The 19,803-nt window shown below is 55.7% G+C and carries 16 protein-coding genes and 2 tRNA genes; 7 read left to right on the plus strand and 11 right to left on the minus strand.

The features are described 5' to 3' along the window. Positions 1-207: 207 nt before the first annotated feature. The 3 genes from glmM to glpD form a co-directional block, all read right to left on the minus strand. Positions 208-1,548, minus strand: coding sequence for a phosphoglucosamine mutase (glmM, locus tag LC334_RS00505; RefSeq protein WP_085798286.1), 1,341 nt, complete (start codon positions 1,546-1,548; stop codon positions 208-210). 102 nt (positions 1,549-1,650) lie between these two features. After that, entirely contained in the window at positions 1,651-3,129 is a 1,479-nt protein-coding gene (gene glpK / locus LC334_RS00510) for a glycerol kinase GlpK (protein WP_085798750.1), read from the minus strand. 70 nt (positions 3,130-3,199) lie between these two features. Then, on the minus strand, positions 3,200-4,771 hold the full coding sequence (gene glpD / locus LC334_RS00515; protein WP_085798287.1) for a glycerol-3-phosphate dehydrogenase: 1,572 nt from the start codon (positions 4,769-4,771) through the stop codon (positions 3,200-3,202). Between the two features lie 111 nt (positions 4,772-4,882). Here glpD and LC334_RS00520 point away from each other — a divergent pair, with 111 nt between their 5' ends. From LC334_RS00520 to LC334_RS00545, 6 genes are all read left to right on the plus strand, one after another. Further along, positions 4,883-5,650: a DeoR/GlpR family DNA-binding transcription regulator gene (locus LC334_RS00520; RefSeq protein ID WP_085798288.1), complete on the plus strand. Its 768-nt coding sequence runs from the start codon at positions 4,883-4,885 to the stop codon at positions 5,648-5,650. Positions 5,651-5,826: 176 nt separating this feature from the next. Beyond that, positions 5,827-5,903 (plus strand) — tRNA-Met (locus tag LC334_RS00525). Positions 5,904-6,058: 155 nt separating this feature from the next. Then, a complete protein-coding gene (locus LC334_RS00530) occupies positions 6,059-6,589 on the plus strand; it encodes a YecA/YgfB family protein (RefSeq protein ID WP_085798289.1) in 531 nt (176 codons plus the stop codon). A 100-nt stretch (positions 6,590-6,689) separates the two neighbouring features. Next, positions 6,690-7,058, plus strand: a complete 369-nt coding sequence (locus LC334_RS00535; RefSeq protein WP_139836248.1) for a bleomycin resistance protein — start codon at positions 6,690-6,692, stop codon at positions 7,056-7,058. A 472-nt stretch (positions 7,059-7,530) separates the two neighbouring features. After that, entirely contained in the window at positions 7,531-7,986 is a 456-nt protein-coding gene (locus tag LC334_RS00540; protein WP_176237583.1) for a glycine/sarcosine/betaine reductase selenoprotein B family protein, read from the plus strand. An 18-nt stretch (positions 7,987-8,004) separates the two neighbouring features. Continuing rightward, the gene (locus LC334_RS00545; protein ID WP_085798290.1) at positions 8,005-8,766 is read left to right on the plus strand and encodes a hypothetical protein; all 762 of its coding nucleotides are present in this window, start codon (positions 8,005-8,007) and stop codon (positions 8,764-8,766) included. Positions 8,767-8,835: 69 nt separating this feature from the next. Here LC334_RS00545 and selD read toward each other — a convergent pair whose 3' ends face one another. From selD to gcvH, 5 genes are all read right to left on the minus strand, one after another. Further along, positions 8,836-11,052, minus strand: coding sequence for a selenide, water dikinase SelD (gene selD, locus LC334_RS00550; RefSeq protein ID WP_085798291.1), 2,217 nt, complete (start codon positions 11,050-11,052; stop codon positions 8,836-8,838). A 33-nt stretch (positions 11,053-11,085) separates the two neighbouring features. Beyond that, a tRNA-Sec gene (locus tag LC334_RS00555) sits at positions 11,086-11,181 on the minus strand. A 3-nt stretch (positions 11,182-11,184) separates the two neighbouring features. After that, complete coding sequence (selB, locus tag LC334_RS00560; protein ID WP_085798292.1) at positions 11,185-13,122, minus strand: selenocysteine-specific translation elongation factor; 1,938 nt, start codon at positions 13,120-13,122, stop codon at positions 11,185-11,187. Beyond that, entirely contained in the window at positions 13,119-14,513 is a 1,395-nt protein-coding gene (gene selA / locus LC334_RS00565) for an L-seryl-tRNA(Sec) selenium transferase (protein WP_176237584.1), read from the minus strand. Before selA ends, selB begins: the two co-directional genes overlap by 4 nt. Positions 14,514-14,549: 36 nt before the next feature. Next, positions 14,550-14,909 carry a glycine cleavage system protein GcvH gene (gene gcvH / locus LC334_RS00570; protein ID WP_085798753.1) on the minus strand — a complete coding sequence of 120 codons (360 nt, stop codon included), beginning with the start codon at positions 14,907-14,909 and terminating at the stop codon, positions 14,550-14,552. A gap of 133 nt (positions 14,910-15,042) precedes the next feature. On the opposite strand from gcvH, the gene LC334_RS00575 reads away from it, so the two are divergent. Beyond that, the gene (locus LC334_RS00575; RefSeq protein ID WP_176237585.1) at positions 15,043-15,966 is read left to right on the plus strand and encodes a LysR substrate-binding domain-containing protein; all 924 of its coding nucleotides are present in this window, start codon (positions 15,043-15,045) and stop codon (positions 15,964-15,966) included. 331 nt (positions 15,967-16,297) lie between these two features. Here LC334_RS00575 and LC334_RS00580 read toward each other — a convergent pair whose 3' ends face one another. The 3 genes from LC334_RS00580 to LC334_RS00590 all read right to left on the minus strand — a co-directional run bounded on the left by LC334_RS00580 (position 16,298) and on the right by LC334_RS00590 (position 19,658). Beyond that, on the minus strand, positions 16,298-17,158 hold the full coding sequence (locus tag LC334_RS00580) for a PIN-like domain-containing protein (protein WP_176237586.1): 861 nt from the start codon (positions 17,156-17,158) through the stop codon (positions 16,298-16,300). After that, on the minus strand, positions 17,115-18,737 hold the full coding sequence (locus LC334_RS00585; RefSeq protein ID WP_085798295.1) for a DUF262 domain-containing protein: 1,623 nt from the start codon (positions 18,735-18,737) through the stop codon (positions 17,115-17,117). The genes LC334_RS00580 and LC334_RS00585 overlap by 44 nt, the downstream gene beginning before the upstream one ends. 351 nt (positions 18,738-19,088) lie before the next feature. Beyond that, a complete protein-coding gene (locus LC334_RS00590) occupies positions 19,089-19,658 on the minus strand; it encodes a terminase small subunit (RefSeq protein ID WP_085798296.1) in 570 nt (189 codons plus the stop codon). Between the last annotated feature and the right edge of the window lie 145 nt (positions 19,659-19,803).

The following is a 19,803-nucleotide window of genomic DNA, read 5'->3' on the forward strand; positions in this document are numbered from 1 at the left end:
AAAAGAAGCAATTTCACTAAGGAAATGCCAAGAAACACGCAGTTCCATTCAATTGAATCTAGATTGGCCGGAAAAGCCGCTCAAAGCGCGTTCGAAGGTGAATTTGCGGTAAAGATGCGATCCAAAAATGTAGGCATCAGCCTGTTGACGGGTCAGTACGTGTTGGCGGGGACATGATTCCCGGTCCAGGGTCGCGACGCAAAACCGCTAGCTAGCACCGCGCACGGCCTCGGTCACGCTATTGAGTACCTGGTCCAGCAGCGGCAAATTTTCGGCTTCACCCATAACCCGGATCAGCGGTTCGGTGCCCGACTTGCGGATCAGCAGGCGGCCGCTTGATCCCAGTGCTGCCTCTCCCGCTGCGATTGCCTGTTTCACGCGATCCGCCTCCAGCGGGGCCTTACCCTGCTCATAGGTGACATTGATCAGTTTCTGCGGCACCGGCTCGAAGACCCGCGCAAGCTTGCTGGCCCTTTCACCGGTATCGACCATAGCCGCCAGGAACTGCAACGCTCCGATCAGCCCGTCACCGGTAGTGGCAAAATCCGTCATCACGATATGGCCGGATTGCTCACCGCCAAGGTTAAACCCGCCTTCACGCATCTTTTCGACGACATAGCGGTCGCCGACCGCCGTTCGCTCCAATCCGATCCCCTGATCTTCGAGATAGCGTTGCAGGCCGAGGTTCGACATGACCGTCGCAACCAGCGTCTCACCGCTCAGGCGTCCGTCGCGCGCCCACCGCGACGCAATAAGCCCCATGATCTGATCCCCGTCCGACACACGCCCCGCTTCGTCGATCAGGATTACCCGGTCGGCATCGCCATCCAGACAGATACCCAGATCAGCTCGGGTTTCGATCACCTTCTGCGCCGCTTTCTCGGGATGGGTCGATCCGCAATTCTCATTGATATTAAACCCGTTAGGTTCCACCCCTAACTGGATGACATCGGCGCCCAATTCCCATAATACCTCGGGCGCAGTGCGATAGGCCGCGCCATTGGCGCAGTCCAGTACGACGCGCAGCCCATCAAGCCGCTTGCCGCGCGGGAAGGTGGTTTTGGCATATTCGATATAGCGACCGCGCACGTCGTCTATTCGCTTGGCCCGGCCGATATTTTCGGGCGCCACCGGTGACACACCCGCCTCCAGCAGCCGGACGATCTCGCCCTCGGCCTCATCGCTCAGCTTGAACCCGTCCGGGCCGAAAAACTTGATCCCGTTATCCGAGGCCGGGTTGTGACTGGCCGAGATCATCACCCCAAGATCAGCGCGCAAGGAGTGGGTGAGAAACCCGATGGCCGGTGTCGGCACCGGCCCCAAAAGAAATACGTTCATACCCGTAGAGGTGAATCCCGCCGTCAGCGCGTTTTCGATCATATAGCCCGACAGCCGGGTGTCCTTACCGATCACAACGCGGTGCTCGTTCTTATCACGGCGGAAATACCTGCCCGCAGCCGCGGCAAGTTTCAGCGCCATCTCAGCTGTCATCGGCCAGCTGTTTGCGCGCCCGCGCACCCCATCGGTGCCAAAGAGTTTTTCCGCCATGTCAAATCCACTCGCTGAAAATACCAGCCCGCATATCGGGCGCCTAAGCCTTTATCCTTTGATCGGCTTGAGTTCTAGCAGCATGTTGGCCTGATTATGCTCTCAGTAGGTTATTGTTGCGGCAACGGCGCGCTTCCAGGCGGCATATTTGCGCTCGCGCGCTGCCTCTTCCATATCGGGCGTGAACTGTCGGTCACAGGCCCAACTTTGTCTAAACTCTTCCAGCTTTGGATAAAGACCCGCCTGCATCCCTGCCAGCCAGGCCGCGCCAAGCGCCGTAGTCTCAAGCACTTTCGGCCGGTCGACAGGGGCGTTGATGATGTTCGACAGGAATTGCATCGTCCAGTCCGAGGCGCTCATCCCGCCATCAACCCGCAGCACCGCATGGTCGCTGGCGCCAGGCCAGTCATTGCGCATCGCCTCTAGCAAGTCACGGGTCTGATAGCCCACACTTTCCAGTGCCGCGCGGGCGAACTCCTCTGGCCCAGAATTGCGGGTCAGACCAAAGATCGCACCCCGGCAATCGGCGTCCCAATACGGCGCGCCCAAGCCGGTAAAGGCCGGGACAATCACCACGGATTGCTCGTCATCCGCCGCTTCGGCCAGCGGTTTGGTTTCTGCCGCGTCCTCAATAATCTTTAACCCGTCACGCAACCACTGCACCACTGCCCCGGCCACAAAGATCGAGCCTTCAAGCGCATAGGTTGGATTGCCATCCAACTGGTAGGCGATGGTGGTCAAAAGACGGTTCTGGGACGCAACCGGCGTGTCACCGGTATTGAGCAGTGCGAAACAGCCCGTGCCATAGGTCGATTTCATCATGCCCGGGCTGAAACAGGCCTGCCCGATGGTCGCCGCCTGCTGATCACCCGCAACACCGAGGATCGGTATCTCGTACCCCAGTAGATCAGCCTGTGTCTGGCCAAAATCCGCCGCGCAGTCGCGCACCTCTGGCAGCATCTGCATTGGGATGTTCAGAAGCTCGCATATTGTGCTGCTCCAGCAGCCCTCGCGAATGTCATAAAGCAGGGTCCGCGCCGCATTGGTGGCATCGGTGGCATGTACCTGCCCACCGGTCAGCCGCCAGATCAAGAAACTGTCGACCGTACCGAAAAGCAACTCGCCTTTTTCCGCCCGCGCCCGCGCGCCGTCGACGTTTTCGAGGATCCAGCGCAGCTTGGTGCCCGAGAAATAGGGATCGGCCAGCAGGCCCGTGCGTTCGCTGATCATCTCGCCATGCCCGGCTTTGCGCAATTCCCGGCAATAGTCAGCGGTGCGCCTGTCCTGCCAGACGATGGCATTATACACTGGCTCGCCGGTCGTACGATCCCAGACCAGCGTCGTTTCGCGCTGGTTGGTGATGCCGATCGCTGCGATCTTGCCGTCAATCTGTGCCATCGCCTCGTGGCAGGTGCTCAGCGTGGTCTCCCACAGATCCTCGGGCGCATGTTCAACCCAGCCGGAGGCGGGAAAATGTTGGGGAAATTCCTGCTGCGCCACGGCGACAACCTGCATCTCGCCATCAAAGACAATCGCCCGGCTGGACGTCGTTCCCTGGTCAATCGCCAATATATATGTCACCGCGTGCCCCCTGCTGCTTTGTTCGAACAGTTTGGCAATGGCACCGGCAGAAGGCAATAACCGCGAGGGGCTAGTTGTGCGCCTCGCGCATCCACTCATCCAGCGCAGCAATCTGATCGGCACTCAATCGCAGGCCCAGCTTAGTGCGCCGCCAGACGATATCTTCGGCGTTTTGGGCAAATTCTCGGGTCATCAGCCAACGTACTTCGCGCGCTCTCAGGCTCGCGCCAAAATCTTGACCCAGATCGTCGGAGGTTTTGGCATCACCCAGCAGCTCCCGCGCTTCGGTGCCATATGCGCGCACCAGACGGCGCGCCTGGCGCGGCTCCAGAAACGGATAGTCCTGCATCAGTGACATCACCTGCGCCTCAAACCCGTTCACCGGGAAATCCCCTCCCGGCAATGCCACGCCTGCAGTCCAAGGTCCTTTCGTCCCGGGAAAGAATGGCACGATCTTCTCCATCGCCGCCTCGGCCAATTTGCGGTAAGTCGTGATCTTGCCGCCAAACACATTCAACATCGGCGCACCGCCTTCTTGGCGTAGCTTCAGCACGTATTCCCGCGTGGCGGCAGTCGCAGAACTGGCACCGTCATCATAAAGCGGTCGCACCCCCGAGTAAGTCCAGACGATATCGTCAGCCTCGATCGGTTTGCGGAAATAGGAGGCCGCGAATTTGCGCAGATATGTCGCCTCTTCCTCGGTACAGGCAGGTTTTTCGCGCAACTCGCGATGTTCGGCGTCCGTGGTGCCGATCAGTGTAAAATCAGTCTCATAGGGAATGGCAAAGATGATGCGCCCATCCTCGCCTTGAAAGAAATAGCACTTGTCATGATCAAAAAGCCTGCGGGTCACGATATGGCTGCCGCGCACCAGACGCACGCCAGCGGTTGCGTCCATCCCGGCGACGTCCTCGATCACATCTTTGACCCACGGCCCGCCGGCATTAATCAACATGCGAGCCTTGACCTGTCGCGTACCATCGGCCCCATCAAGATGCACCACCCAGTGATCCGGACGACGTTCGGCCTTTGTCACCCTTGTGCGGGTATTGATCCGCGCGCCGTGCGCCTGAGCATCGCGGGCATTCAACACCACCAGACGGCTATCCTCGATCCAGCAATCGGAATACTCGTAGGCTTTCGCAAATCGCTCCTGCAACGGGCGCCCCACCGGATCGCTTGCCAGATCGACCACGCTGGTGGCAGGCAAAATCTCGCGCCCGCCCAGATGATCGTAAAGAAACAGTCCGAGCCGGATAAGCCAGGCGGGCCGGCGTCCGCGCATCCAGGGCATCAAACGGCCTAAGAGACGCGAGGTCGGCGTTTCCACATCAAAGCGCATATCGCGGTGATAGGGCAACACGAAGCGCATCGGCCAGCTGATATGGGGCATCGCGCGCAGCAGCACCTCGCGTTCGATCAGCGCCTCGCGCACCAGCCGGAATTCGAAATATTCCAGATAGCGCAGTCCGCCATGAAAGAGTTTAGTCGAGGCAGAGGACGTAGCCGAGGCCAGATCACCCATCTCGGCCAGTTCCACCCGCAGCCCCCGACCCGCCGCGTCCCGCGCGATACCGCAGCCATTGATGCCGCCGCCGATCACAAAAAGATCGACATCGCAATTGGGTGACAGTGCAGACATGGAATGGCCCCCCGGCTCAGAGCATCATTGATCTCTGAAAACATAAAACTTGTCAATATCGCGCGTTCGTTTACTTTCGCTTTGACTATACAGTGCCTAAGGGAACCCGAAATGCCACAGAGCTTCCGCCATCCGGATATCCTTGAGATTGCCCGCGCCGAGGGTAAGGTGACCGTCGAGGGGCTGGCGGAGCGCTTCGGCGTCAGCGTGCAAACCATCCGCCGCGATCTGACCGATCTGGCCAATGCCGGGCGGCTAACGCGGGTGCATGGCGGGGCCACCTTGCCCTCGGGCATCCGCAACATCGTCTACGAAGAGCGCCGTCAGCTTAACAGCGCTGCAAAAGAGGCGATGGCGCGCCGGGCCGCGGAATTCATCCCTGACAATGCCTGTATCTTTATGAATATAGGCACCTCGACCGAAGCGTTGGCGCGGGAACTGACCAGCCGCGAGAACCTGATTACCGTGACCAATAATATCAACGTGGCCCAGATCATGGGCGCGAACAGGAATTGCCAAACCACTCTGACCGGTGGCAGTTTTCGCCACACAGATGGCGGGTTGGTCGGAGAAATGGCCGCGGCATCCCTCGACAGTTTCAAGTTCGACATCGCGATCATCGGCTGCTCCGGCGTCGATGATGATGGTGAGCTGCTCGACTACGACCCGCAGGAGGTGATGGTCAGCCAACACGCGCTTTCGCGTGCGCGACACTCGATCCTGCTGGCCGATGCCTCGAAATTCACCCGCAACGCACCGATCTGCATCGGGTCGGTCAATCAGATAGACACCATCGTCACCAACGCCCCGCTGCCGGACGCGATTGCGGCCAGATGCGCCAGTTCCGGCACCGAAGTGATCCTCACCTCTGGGGGTTGACCCTGCTGCTCAACACCAGAACAAGCTGCCCGCGCGCGGAATACCAGTGATGACCTGCGCGCTGCTAATCGCGCCGTCGTCGGTATTGACCTTCACCTCGCCCACCAACCATCCACTTTTCCCCGCGATTGAGACTTGACGCGGCCCATCACCTGTCTTACCTACCGGCTCGGTTTGGCGGAGTAGCTCAGTCGGTTAGAGCAGCGGAATCATAATCCGCGTGTCGGGGGTTCAAGTCCCTCCTCCGCTACCAACAATATCAACTATTTACGTGACAAACAGCCTGAACTCTGCGACTCAAAAGTGATTCTGGGGGACATATGGGGGACAATTGGTGTGGTTTCGTGGTGATTGGCGTCCTCTTCCCCTCAGCTTCCAAAATGCGGCGAATCCGTCTACTCCAACCGTATGGAAGACCTCGACAAGCTTGATTGCTATCTAAGCTCAGAAGATAACTCCGAGAACCGCATGTTGTTGTCAGAGTTAGACGGATTCCTGCATGGCGTCGCTTGTACGCCTGTACCGATAGATGAATGGCTCGATATTGCATGCGGGGGCGCAGCAGACATTCCCGATACTATACTGTCCATCGTATCATCAAGGCTAAATGAAATACGCACTCGGCTACATACACAGCCAGGAGCGGCAGAACCAATATTCTGGCAGGCAAAGGAAGGCCACGCTATCGCCATGGACTGGTGCGAGGGTTTCATGGAAGCCGTGAAGTGCCGTCACGAGACATGGGATAAATTCACCAGCACGGCCAATGGTTTGAAAATGATGATGCCTATCCTGGTTCATCTGCTGGATGAAAACGGCAATTCGCTATTCAACATTCCTCAGGAAGAGTTGGATGAGATGTTGGATGCGGCATCCGAAGCCATACCTACAATCCTTCCCACCATATATCGGGAAATTAGAGGTTTGAAATTGAACTGAACGTTTTGCCAGAGGATGGCTCTTGTAGTCGGCTATTCAGACGACGCGGGCATTTCCATAGAACCTGGTAGCATGCGGTCAACATACGGAGGCCTGATCATTGCTTAACCGCGCGTGTCCAATACTACCAAGTTCAGATTTTGAGGAGACCAAGCGTTTCTATAATCTACTTGGCTTTCGAGCAGCTTCTGAATATCCCGAACATGGATATCTGATACTTGATCGCGATGACGTCCAGCTGCATTTTTTCAGCGCTCCACAGCATGTTGCGGAAACTTCGGACCATGGTGTTTTCGTACGCGTTGACAATGCCAACGTTGTTTCCACTGAGTTTCTGGCTCTTAACTTACCCGATGAAGGCATACCAAGAGTTGGTAAGGCCGAAATCAAACCTTGGGGCATTTGCGAATTGGCCGTCATCGATCCGGATGGCAATCTGCTGCGGATAGGACATATCTTGGAAAGGTGAATGGGCCGCAAAGCTGACCTAGAGCCACGGGCTGATGAATGACTGGAGAGCGGACTTTGCTGCCGTTTGCTGCACTTTGCACCACAGTCTGGTTCTGGCATTTTGCGACTTCGGGTATGGCGCCTGGTAGGCTGAAATTAGCAACTGAAAGATAGCCGGTTTTGATGTATTGGCTGATACCCTAATGAGGCTTCTGACAAGACTGGATTAGGCGAAAGTCGCCCAAACTATCCGACAGGGTCTGGGTTCATTGTGTTGGCTTATCCTGCAGTGTTGCCGTTGCTGCACCAAGGCGCGATACGGGTGCCGTTTCAGGAACAATGCCTCTGTTGCGGCTGGCATGGGGTCAAATTCGTCTAACAATAGTTCAACTACATTGAATGTGGTATTCAGTATGTTTCGCTTGCAGCATCGCTCCTGGCGTTTCATTGTCGGGCAACACCGCGTTCCATTCCTTCGCAGGAGATGTGATTTGACCAAGATATCAGAGATGCCCGCTGTTGCCCGGGGTTTCATTTCAAATCTCGACTTGCCAGTCGTTGACGATCCCTCATGGACGCAACCCGTGCCCGCGAATAAGCGGCGGATTTCAATTGTCTCGACAGCAGCCGTTCATCGGCGCGGGGACAAGCCTTTTTCCTGGTTGGCCAAAGATTTCCGGGCCTTTGATAAAACGGACCGCGATCTGGTGATGACCCATGTCGCAGTGGAGTTTGACCGCTCGGCCTGGCAGCAAGACCTGAACACTATCATTCCACTTGAACGGCTTGAAGAGATGGCCGATGACGGCGAAATCGGTTCGGTTGCAGAAGAGCACTATTCCTTCATGGGGGCCGCTGACCCGGTCACCATGGAGAAATCCGCCCGCCAAGCCGCCGCGCGAATGAAGCAGGACGGTGTGAATACGGTTTTTCTGATACCTATATGACCGTTTTGCACGCGCGCCGTGTGCGGGCTGGCTCATTACTTTGAATCCGAAGGCTTATCGACCGTTCTGGTTGGCTTTGTGCGCGAGCATATTGAAGCGATAAAACCGCCTCGGGCGCTGTTTCTGGATTTCCCAATGGGGCGCGGCATGGGCAAGCCGAATGATCCGGTGTTCCAGAAAAAAGTCATACGCGAGGCGTTTGGCCTGTTGGACACAGATAGCGGCCCGGTGATCAGCGATTTCCCAGAGGTCATCCCCGTGAAAGACGGGCGCATGGGGTATGCGCTGCCGCCAGAGCTTGTTTTGAGTGTCGAAGATATTGGCGATGTGGACGCTGTTCTGGCCGAGGTGAAGGCTGAAATGGCTGCTCTGCGACCGGATTATGAGGCTGCGGTCGCCGCACGAGGACGCACCACGGTCGGGGCCAGTGGGTTAGAGATCGAAGAGTTTGCGCCCTTTGTGGCCGGCTTCCTGAATGGGGAAATGCCCCAAAGCCCCAGAAAGGGCATGCCGGCCATTCCATTGCTGAAGCTCGTGGTAGAGGATCTGGAAGCCTATTTCACCGAGACGCGAACGCACCGCGACAGCATTGATGATCTGGAGCTAATGGGTAAATGGTTTTGGGAAGAGAGTAAGACCGGACGGATGTTGCTTTTGCTGGAAGCCGTATCGATCGCATCCGACAACAAAGTGATGCTTCAGATTGTCGAAATGTCCCTGATGGCGCCTCGTTTCTGGTCCGAGGGTCCCTTGCCCGGCACATCCGCCGCTGGGTGGTGAATTTCAGGGGCCTTTGTCACTTGGTTGCCCATTGGGGCGTGGCACTGATCATTACTCGTTTGTGTGGGGTTATAAGGGTGAAATTCCAGCGCGGTGGCGCTTTAGGCTGATACGTCCGGGTTCACCTTCGGTCACGCGGCCAATGGCGGCAGCGTGGAATGCACCGCTTTGCCTTAGGACCTCTATCACATTCTCAACAGACTGGTCTAGAACCGCGCCAAGTAATCCGCCCGAGGTTTGCGGATCGAACAGGATGTCCGCATCGGCAAGATCAATACCCATGTTAGTGTATCGGCTGGCCGCGTCACGATTGCCGGGATGCAGCGTGCTCTGGACACCTTGGCGCAGCATTGCGGCAGCCCCCGGCAATATCGGAATGCCCAGCGGGTCAATCACAGCATGGACACCCGAGGCCCTGACCATTTCTCCAAGATGCCCGATCAATCCGAATCCGGTTACATCTGTGCAGGCAGACGCCTCGTTTGCTACGAAAATGCGGGCCGCATCCCGGTTAGAGACCCGCATCGATGCGATTGCGGTCTGTAGATCGTCATTTTTGACACTGCCCTGCATCCAGCCTGCCAACAGCGCACCGGTGCCCAGTGGTTTCGTCAGGACCAGTACATCGCCCTCGCGCATACCGGACTTCTTCATCACCTGATCTTCATCGGCATATCCGGTGACGGACAGGCCAAATGACAACTCCGACCCTTCTCCGGTGTGGCCACCCACCAACCTAACGCCCGCGTCATGCAGGGTTTCACGCGCGCCTGTCAGCACCTGACGCAGGTCATCCGCTAACGCGGCCTCATTCGCAAAAGGCAGCGTCACAATAGCCAACGCCGTGCTGGGATCAGCGCCCATCGCATAAATATCGCTGAGCGCATGGGTCGAGGCGATCCGGCCAAAAAGATACGGATCATCAATGAAGGTTCTGAAGTGATCCACAGTCTGCACTGCCACCTTACCCTGCGGCGGGCGGGTCACAGCAGCGTCGTCAGGGGTTGCAAGGCCAACCAGGATATCGTCATCCATATCGGTTTGGAATTCAGAGAGTACCTGGCCCAGTATGTCGGCTGATACCTTCGCGCCGCACCCGCCGCAGCGCATCGGTGACATCTCTGTGGCACTACCCATACCCAGTAAACGGTATTTATCCATCCAGCGCTGGTCGATCCAGTTCTTCAGGCGCCAGACCCAAGCCCCTTCAACCGCAAAGGGCCCGTAAGAAGCAATCGCATTGAGATCCCCGGTAGATATCAGCGCAAGGGTTCGTTTTTGCGGCGAAAAAACTGCCGGAGGTGCCGTGCTTCGAATTCTGAACATCGTCTCAGCCAGAACCGGCCCCTGACGCACGGCATAAACACCATTCTTGGCCAGCGGAGGATCTAACGACGCGATATCACCAGCGGCGAAAACCCGCGGATCTGAAACGGATTGAAGCTGGTTGTTTACGCGGATGAACCCGGCGCCGTCCAGCGCAAGCCCGGTGTCGCGCAACCAGCCAGGCGCGCTGGCGTGGGTTGAAATCACCGTGGCATCTGCGCTCAGCCTGAACCCGTCTGAGCCATGCACCGCGTTCTGAGTGATGCGATCCACCTTCTGCCGCGTGTGGACTTGCACATTCTTGCGGCGCAGGGCGGCCCGTAGACGTTTGCGCACCGCTGCTGAATGGTTGGTGAGAATATCGGCTTTATCCGTGATGACATGGATGGTGATCCCCAAGGATTTTTGCGCGGTCTCAAGCGCTGTGCTCAATCGGTGATGCAGGCACAAGGCGACCTCGATGCCGCCCGTGCCACCGCCGACGATCGCCAGTTCAATCTCGCGATCAAGGGCAAGCAAATCAGGTTCAAGGCGTTCCCAGCGTTCAAGAAAGGCATGAACGGGCTTGATGGCAAGGGCGTGTTCGTGCCCCTTTATCGAGGCTAGGTTCGGTGTGGAGCCGATATCAAAAGACGCTGTATCAAACGACACTGACGGACGATCAGTGCACAGCACACGTCCAGTCAGTAGATCCAAACCAACTGCGCGGGACTGATACAATCGCGCACCCGCCGCCAGCGCAAGCGGCGCAAGGTCCACATGACAGTCTTCAAATGTGTAATGTCCGGCCAAATATCCCGGTAACATGCCTGAATAGGGCGTCTCGATGTCGCGCGAGATGAGCGTCAGCCTTACGCCTTCAGGTCGGTGCATAGCGAATTGGCGTAGCACTTCGACATGGCTATGACCACCACCGACCAACACCAGATCGTGCTCAACAGGATGCGGGGTATTCATCATTCTGCCCGCTCCGCACCGGGTACGAAATGCGATTGGCGAAAGAGCGTGGGAGTCGAACCCACCAGAGACGTTGTACGCCCCTCACTGGATTTGAAATCCAGGCGCCCCACCAGGGTGCGATCCTCTTCCATACTAACCATCATGTGGTACCTTAAAAACATCGTCGGCGGAACGCCGAATGCGCCGCACATTACCGTTCCTTTCTGTGAAGCCCACCCGGTCGAAATACTCCAGAACATCTATGATAAAATTTCGGCCCAGCTCAGTCTGATCCCGATAGTCAACTGTCGTGAAATAGCCGTCGGGGCAATGTGTCGCCAACCGCTCGGCCACGGCCCCGAGCTTGGTCAGATAGGGTTTCGGGACATAGCGATTTTTGCCAATCAGAACCATGTCGCCAAATTTGCAGGCCGTTTTCAATGCCGCTTCGAGCGTTTTGACATCAACACACAGATCTTCTGCGGCATGATGCAGGCTGAGCGGCGTACCTGACTGTGGTGCCAGTTTGGGAGCCACACGTGCCAATAGCTGCTGGTCGCGTTTGGAGAATTGGATACTGTGCGACCGCAAATGAAAGCGATTGCCCCGCATGCACAACCGCTGATCCTTGGTCAGGGCGGCCAAGGCATCTTCAAGAGCAGCGACTTCGATCCGGGGGGCGAGTGACAATCGAATGTCCTTGATGCTTGCACCGGGCGACGTCGGTCTGGACAGGTGAAAGGTTTCAACGGCTTGGACAATTTTGGCCTGTAACGCTTGCCATTGTGTTTCGCAGAAAACCCGTTGATCAGGGCCTTGGCCCACACGCTGCAAGCCAAGCGCGTCAACAAGCGTGTCGATCCGGGGGGCGGGAAGATTGTGCGCAACAGAAAACGGCGCGATCAGGACGCCGGTTTCACTGACCTCAGTCCATGCACGCAGTGCAGCAAGGGTTGATGAATGCCTCAGGGCGTTCAGGGCTGCGAGCCGGGCGGGCCGGGCGCGGCCACGTTTGGGGGAAAACGGATCAATCACCCGACCACCGGCTATGGTGCGTTGCGCAGATTGATCGCGCAGCACAAAATGGTCACCATGAAGGGCGAAGGCGTCGCGCGATGCCACCAGTTGCGCCAATCCGCACGCGCCTGCGGGAATGGCACCGCCCGATAATACCGCGACTCGAGCCGAGAGGTGGTCCGCACCGATATGCAGATGCGTGGGGGTCCAGTGTTTGAGCGGACCATCTTCGCTCTCCAGCACCTGCAACTCGACGTCGATACGCCGCGTCGGGGCATACAGGCTGGACTGCATGAGCCAGTTTCCCCGCCGGATCCGGTGTTCACTTAGGCCGCGCCCAGCAATGTTTATCGCGCATCTCTCACCGGCTTTGGCACAGTTGCTTTCACTATTGTGCACTCTGATCCCGCGCACTCTGACACTGGACCCATCAGCCGAGAGTATCAGCTCGTCGCCGGTGTGGATGGCGCCGGAAAACACCATACCCGTTGCAACCAAGCCAATGCCTTTGAGTGTAAACACCCGATCAATGGCCATGCGGAAATGGTGATTTACATTCCGGCTGCGCGCCTCCTTTTTGCGCGCCCGAAGTGCTTTCATCAGCGCGTCGATTCCCTCGTTATCGAGCGCGCAGACGGGATAGATGGCAGTGCCTTCATGTCCTCCCTCCCCCAGGAGTTCGCTCACTTGATCCGTAACCTCCTGAACGCGCGCAGGTGAGACGCGATCAATCTTGGTCAGTGCGACGATGTAGTGGCGCATACCCAACAGGCCAAGTATGGCCAGATGCTCGCGTGTTTGCGGCATCACCCCATCGTCGGCAGCGACCACAAGCAAACCCAGATCGATGCCGGCGACACCGGCCAGCATGTTGCGAATGAACTTCTCATGTCCCGGAACATCGACAAACCCCAAAATCGCATCGTCATCGGGCAGACTGTGATAGGCAAACCCGAGGTCCACAGACAAGCCACGGGCCTTTTCCTCGGGCAGACGGTCTGTATCCACGCCGGTCAGCGCCTTGACCAGCTCGGTCTTGCCGTGGTCCACATGTCCTGCCGTTGCTATGATCATTGTGCCGTCAGGCCCGCCAGATTTTCAACAAAACCGTCTTCATCTTCGAGGCATCTGAGATCAAACCACAGGGCATCATCGGAAATGCGCCCGATCACCGGAACCAGCAAGCCCCGAAAGGCCTTCGCGAGCCTGTTCAGAACGGCTCCGGGGCGGCGCAGATCAGGCCGCGTTATCTTCAACGCTGTGCTTTCCAATCTATCAATGGGCAAGGCTCCGCTGCCCACTTGGGCGTAGGTCTGCGCCACCGCAACGTCGAAGGGTTGGCAACACTCCTGAACGGGGATGACCAGACGCATCGCCAAGTGTTCAATCTCTGCAGGGTCACGCATCAAAAGGCGCAGTGCCGGCAGCTCTTCCACCAGCCGCTCGGGGTTGGTGTAGAGCTGCAGAACGGCCTGCAGGGCGGCCAGGGTGAGTTTGTCGGGCCGCATGGCCCGGGTCATCGGGTTGCGCTTGAGCCTGTCGATCAGATCGCGACGGCCGGCAATGATGCCTGCCTGCGGTCCGCCAAGCAGCTTGTCACCGCTAAAGGTCACCAGATCGGCCCCGGCTTGCAAGGCCTCGGTGACGGTTGTTTCATGCGGTAGATTGTAGGGTTCCAGATCAATCAGAGTGCCGCTGCCCAGATCCGTGACAAGGGGCAGATCATGGCGATGTGCGATCTCGGCAAGGTCTTGTTCCGACACGTTCTTGGTGAAGCCTTGCATTTCAAAATTGCTGGTATGAACCTTCATCAGCAAGGCAGTTCTGGGGCCAATCGCAGCCTCAAAATCGACGTCATGTGTACGATTGGTGGTGCCAACTTCCACCAGCTTGCAGCCTGCACGGGCCATGATGTCTGGCATGCGGAAGGCTCCGCCGATCTCGATCAGCTCACCCCGTGACACCGGCACCTCTTTGCGCTGCGCCAGGCTGTTGAGCGTCAGCAACACGGCTGCTGCATTGTTGTTAACAACAAGCGCGCCTTCTGCCCCGGTTAACTGGCACAGCAGAGCTTCGGCATGCCTATGCCGATCACCGCGTTTGCCCGTTTCCAAATTAAATTCCACGTTACTTGCGCCACGCGAAACATCCACCATCGCCTGTATCGCGGATTGAGGCAGGGGCGCGCGACCAAGGTTGGTGTGCAGCACAGTGCCTGTCAGATTGTAAACCGGTCGGAGTGAGGGGAGCAAAATATGTTCAATCTCTTCAGACAGCGATTGGATCAGCGCAGCCATATCCGTAGATTCACCAGCCAGCACCCTAAGGCGCACCCGCGCCAAGATACCCTGCGTACAGCGTGTGACCAAGGCCAGGCCATGATCACGCACGAGTTTCTGCACAGCTGGCGTGTTCACAAGGCGATCCACCGAAGGCAGATGTTGTGGCGCCTCTATGCGTGTCATCTCTACTCCTTTTAGCAGCTGCAATCCGAAAGTATTTCACGCGATCATATCTTTATAAGCTGCCTCGTCCATCAGGGCATCCAGAACCGCCATATCAGCCAGTTTGATCTTGAAAAACCAAGCCGCACCGGTCGGATCTTCGTTCACCAGACTAGGCGCCTCCACCAGCGCTTCGTTCACAGCGACAATTTCACCATCATACATCGCCGAAATCTCACTCGCTGCCTTGACGCTTTCGATGACAACAATCTCGTCTCCCCGACTTACAAGCGTGCCCGGTTCCGGCAATTCGACAAAGACAACATCGCCCAATTGTTCAGTTGCGTGTTCTGTGATTCCGACAACCACGATATCGCCCTCAACCCTAAGCCAGTCATGTTCTTCGGTGTATTTCATCAGCTTATTTTCCCGTTGGGCGCACTTGCGTTGCACAGGTCTTGGCAACCTGCCCAGCATCTCAAGGGCACGAAATTCATGTATCGAAAGTCAAGATTGACCCGGCCTTCAACATTTAGGCAAGCAAAACTTGTTGACAGGTAGATTAAGTAATGCTGAAGATGACAACATGAATGCTCCTTTGATCCCCGGCTCGATGCGATTTGAGATTGACGTGTTGAAGACGTTCATCGCGGTGGCTGATACCGGTTCGGTCAAGCTCGCATCTGAACGTGTTGCGCGGTCGTCTGCGGCTGTGTCTATGCAAATGAAAAAGCTGGAACGGCTGATTGGTGCCCCTGTTTTCCAACGCTCTGACGGGGCCATGCGCCTATCTGCAGCCGGCGAACGTTTAGTGCCTCATGCACACCGTATTGTGCAGGCGCACGATACAGCTGTCAGCGAACTGCACAGCCCGGATATCGAAGGGGAGGTGCGCGTCGGCATATGCCTGGAGAATGCCGAGACCCGCATGCCCGAGATATTGGCCGGGTTTTCCAAAGCGCACTCGCGTGTCACCGTTGAAATAATTTCGGGTGACGCACAGGATTTGGCTGCGATGCTGGCGAAAGAGGAACTTGACGTTGCGATTTTGACCATCGGCGGTGGCGCGCCACCAGACGAAAGAGATCGGCTGCTCCATGAGCAACCTCTGGTTTGGGCTGCACATAAGAACGGACAGCGCAGCCAAGAACGTCCTTTGCGCTTGGCGGTTGCATCCGTTGGTTGCCCATGGCGTCTCGCGGCTCTCGATGCTCTGAAACGTGCTGGAATTCCCTATCGAATTGCCTATCTTTCAAATGTTTCAGAATCGCAGCTCGCAGCGATCCGGGCGGATCTTGCAGTGGCCGCACTACCGCTCAGCCGCATTACCAATTGCACCCAACCCATTTGTGTGAACGAGGACCTGCCCAAGCTTCCATACACGCAAATCGTGCTCCGAACCGCCGTCAATCCGGGCGAAAACGCAAGAGCTCTTGCAGCACAAGTTCTCTCGGCTTTCAATCGACCGCCTTAAGCGACGGCACTTGGGCGAGATGTCGATGCTGCGGCCCCTACGAATAAGCGACCCCCAAAAGGCTGCTTTGAAGCGGATTTCTACCATTCATGCACTCTGCAGAATCGGTCGGTTTGGGCTCGTAGCAGTCGTCGGAGCAACCGCAGCATCATACTGGCGGGTCCAGATCGCGGAGATGAGGCCGGCCCTTAGCGGCCACACAGCCTAGTTTCTCAATGCTGCGGTAGCAGCCAGCAACTCAGACATTCACGGCACCCGTAATGCTACTGCGCAGTCGAGGCCGTAAGCGCGGTTTCAGCCCGCGATGTCGCGGGTTAATAGCATTGCAGCCCTAAACCTCCAGAACCTTGTCCGCGAACTTCTTTAGGGTCCATGTCTCAAATGGAACCCCAACTATCGCATTGGCCTCTGCAACGAGAATAGGATGCGTCGAACCCGGGCGACCCCAGTCAGGCTTGGAATCATTTGTCAAAAGAATCGCTTTGTCGAAAACTTCCCCAGCACTCTGAGCTTGCTTAAGCCCCAAGAGGAAGTCGACCCATACAAAGAAGTCACCATCTCCCGGATCTCTGAATCCAGGTGGGGTTTTCGTCATTTGCCTTTGTTCAGCTAAAGGACGGAAGGACGTTCTCGGGGCAAAGGGAACGCGAGCTTTCGACTGAAGCGCATTCAAAAGACTCAGCGTTTTCCTCACTGTGGCTTCACTATAAACTGTCCCATGGTCATCGCGAAAGGAATCCAGAGCAGTCTGAAGCGAGTTCCTCAGATCACTAAAGTCACTGTCGAGTCTGTCGAGGTCCTTATTGAAGCGATCAAAGCTGCCAGCCAGGGTCTTTGCAACGGTGTCAACTGCACTTAACTCGTTGTTCCAGAACTCTTGTATAGTCTGTCCTGGAAGAATGAGAGGGCAGCTATGTGTTGCACCGAAGTAGTCGATCAAATCTTCACCCTTGGGGTGATTGGCGATCCTTAAGAAGGCGCTAGAGTCAATCCCGATTGCTGCATTCTGAAATGTGTCGCTTTGGTTTCCACCATCAATGGCGTCGATCAACGCCGGTAAGGCATCAATCGAAATCTCTCGATTCAGCTTAGCTTTGATTTCTTCTAGGAGAGCAAGATCCATTTCGTTGACCAAACCAGCGCTAGTCTCAATACCAAATTTCTGCAGCAGCTTCGGCCAAATCTCTTCCAATCTGTTCCACATTGTTTGGCGTCCAATCATTGATCTCTGCTAGTTGGTTTAACCATTCACCCACACAAGCTTGACCAAACATGCTCTGCTTAAAACCTTCCCAATTTTCGGTAGCTTGCGGCGGGCGACGCTTTAGCTCGGATAGAAGAGTATTCCCGATGGTTGCTGCCCAGAAAGCTCCCTCTTCGTTAGGCATACCGTCCCATCCATCCGCATTGTTTCTGGGCCAAATGTGGTGAAGAGTACCATCAGGTTCTGGGGTTATGCTCTGCTGAATTATTGACCGACGCAAGAACGACAAAGTGTTCTTGTTTAATGAGCGTTGGCGCAACTTATCGACGAATTCATCTCTTGTGGGATTGAGGTCTCTCAGGTCCGCTAACAACGGACTCCAGTCTTGGCCTGCATGTATTTTTTTGGCTACTTCAGCCAATCGCCTTTCGACATTGCCGGTACCCAAGTTCCCAACAACAATACGTCTTACAACTAGCTTTAATGTATTCTCAAGCCCCTCTTGACTGTTCTCCAGTGGGCTAGTTGCAAGCAGGATTGGTCTTACTGCAATGACGTTCAGAGCATTCAGCGCACCAAAGACTTTTAAATTTTCTTCACTTGCCGGGCCCGCTGATGAAGGGTCGACCATCTGCAAGTATAAAGGAAGCTGCGATTGAAGTAGTTCCATTAGCTGGTCAGGGGTTGGAGGTATTTTCCCCTGCATTTTCTGCCTTTGGGCCAGAAACTCGAAAAGGTCTTTGGGCAGAATATGCCCATTTTCAACCGTTACAGAATGTCGAATGAACTGCACAAATGTGTTCGAGGAACCCTCAGGCGAGAACTTTTTCGCCATAGTGCGCCACTGCTCATACCTTTTGACACGCTTGTTTGGGGCAGTTTGGCTCAATACAAAGTTCTTAAGTAGATCGGCAGTTGTAAGATCCTTGCCCCTTGTATTGATCACCTCAAAGACTTGATAGGCCGTAGCTGCATCAGGGTGGATAAAAACCGCAAAATAAACTCGGTTAGTCAGAAATTCCGCCCACTTACCCAGCCTTTTGAACGGGTCGGGTGCTAGATCAGCTGCGAGTTTCTCACGGAGATACTTAAACGAACTTGCAATGCGAAATGAGACTGTTTCTTCATCAATCAAATTTCCAGGCGTTTCGCCATTTTCAATTATGAACTGCAGCGTCTCATTGTCCTGAAGATCAGATAGGTGAACTCTAGGAGCCGTTTCGTCCGTGTCATAGTCAATCGACTTAAGAAACTCAGCTTGAATTCTATCCGCAAGCGCAGAACGCCCGCGATGAACCGCTTCAAAGTACAGCGCTGTCGCTAACAAGGTCAGTGTGACAATGCGTTGTTGCCCGTCGACCACGTGCTTGCGCTGTTCTTCATTTGTGAGAATAACGAGACCCAAAAAATAGGACTCCACATCGAGGCTCTTGCTCAGGTCCTGCCAAAAATCAGCAACTTCGTCGTCTTGCCACGAATACTCACGTTGGTACTGAGGAATCTCAAAAGTCGTGTTAGAAAACAATGCTCCAACTGAGCTTGCATCCGCGTTCAATGGGTTGGTCACGGCAAAACTCCCTGTATAAAGTAGCGACCCTTCTTTAAATGCAGCCTGACTACTCGTGCCGGGTTAACTATTGCCAATTTTCTTGGCAGACGAAAGCACTGAATGGACAACAATTCACCTAGCGACAAGTTCTGCAATCCTCGCGCTGCCATAAAGCTTCCTAACAGAAAATGCCTGATGAATGGCTGGTTTAATGAAATACTAGCTTTGCTGTTGCGCCCGCAGCGAATGGCTCCTTCCCGCCCGAGATACCAGATCACCATGCCCGCTTCGGGTCGAAGACTGGTTACGAGCACTTAGAACGAAAACAGCAATTCTGGCCCTATTTAGTGGACCATCGGTGCCTGATTGTTAAGTCGGAGTCGACCAACTTTCTGCTAGCTCAGATTTTCCTTTATTCAAAAAAATCTTCAGTCGCTCGACGATTTCAGAATTCGTTATACGGTTTGGCTTAAATGACTGCTCATCCAAATTTGCGTGCCTCCTCTTTGCCGAATTTCCGAGCTCACGATTGATAATTCTCGCGTTGAGCAAACCGGCCGCTGCACCTTCGAACTTCTGGCACCATATAACAGTTTCCACGCGCGCGATGATCTCCGATAAATCGGTGCGCTTCTTCCGCCATTCAACCCAGGTGCCGTTTGTAATTCCAAGAAAGTTGCAAAGCCCAAGAATGGTCATTGCCCGCATCTTTGCAATTTCCACCGTGACGACCTTGCCTTTGATGACGAATGTTTTGTGTTTGCGCAGCGGATTGTCTTCGACCCAATGGAAGTACGCGCAGCAGGCATTCCAGAGCTGCTCGGGGTCGTTGAACAGTGGCGGTCGCCCATGGGCTTCGCGTGCTTGCCAGAAGCGATTACCCTCACCAAAGCGGCCATCGGGACTTCGGCAACTCGGTTGAGCTATTGCATCTGGCATCGTTGCCTAAGCTCCTATGCTTATAGAAAAACGGTTGCAATACGCTATCGTAGAAAAGCCATTTCTGCAAAGTTAGCGTAGCTGGCATGAAGCGCATCATTACGAATTCAGAGTCTGAGAAAATTCGTCAGATGACTGCTTTGAG

Source organism: Roseovarius aestuarii, from assembly GCF_019966515.1.
Lineage (GTDB): Bacteria > Pseudomonadota > Alphaproteobacteria > Rhodobacterales > Rhodobacteraceae > Roseovarius > Roseovarius aestuarii.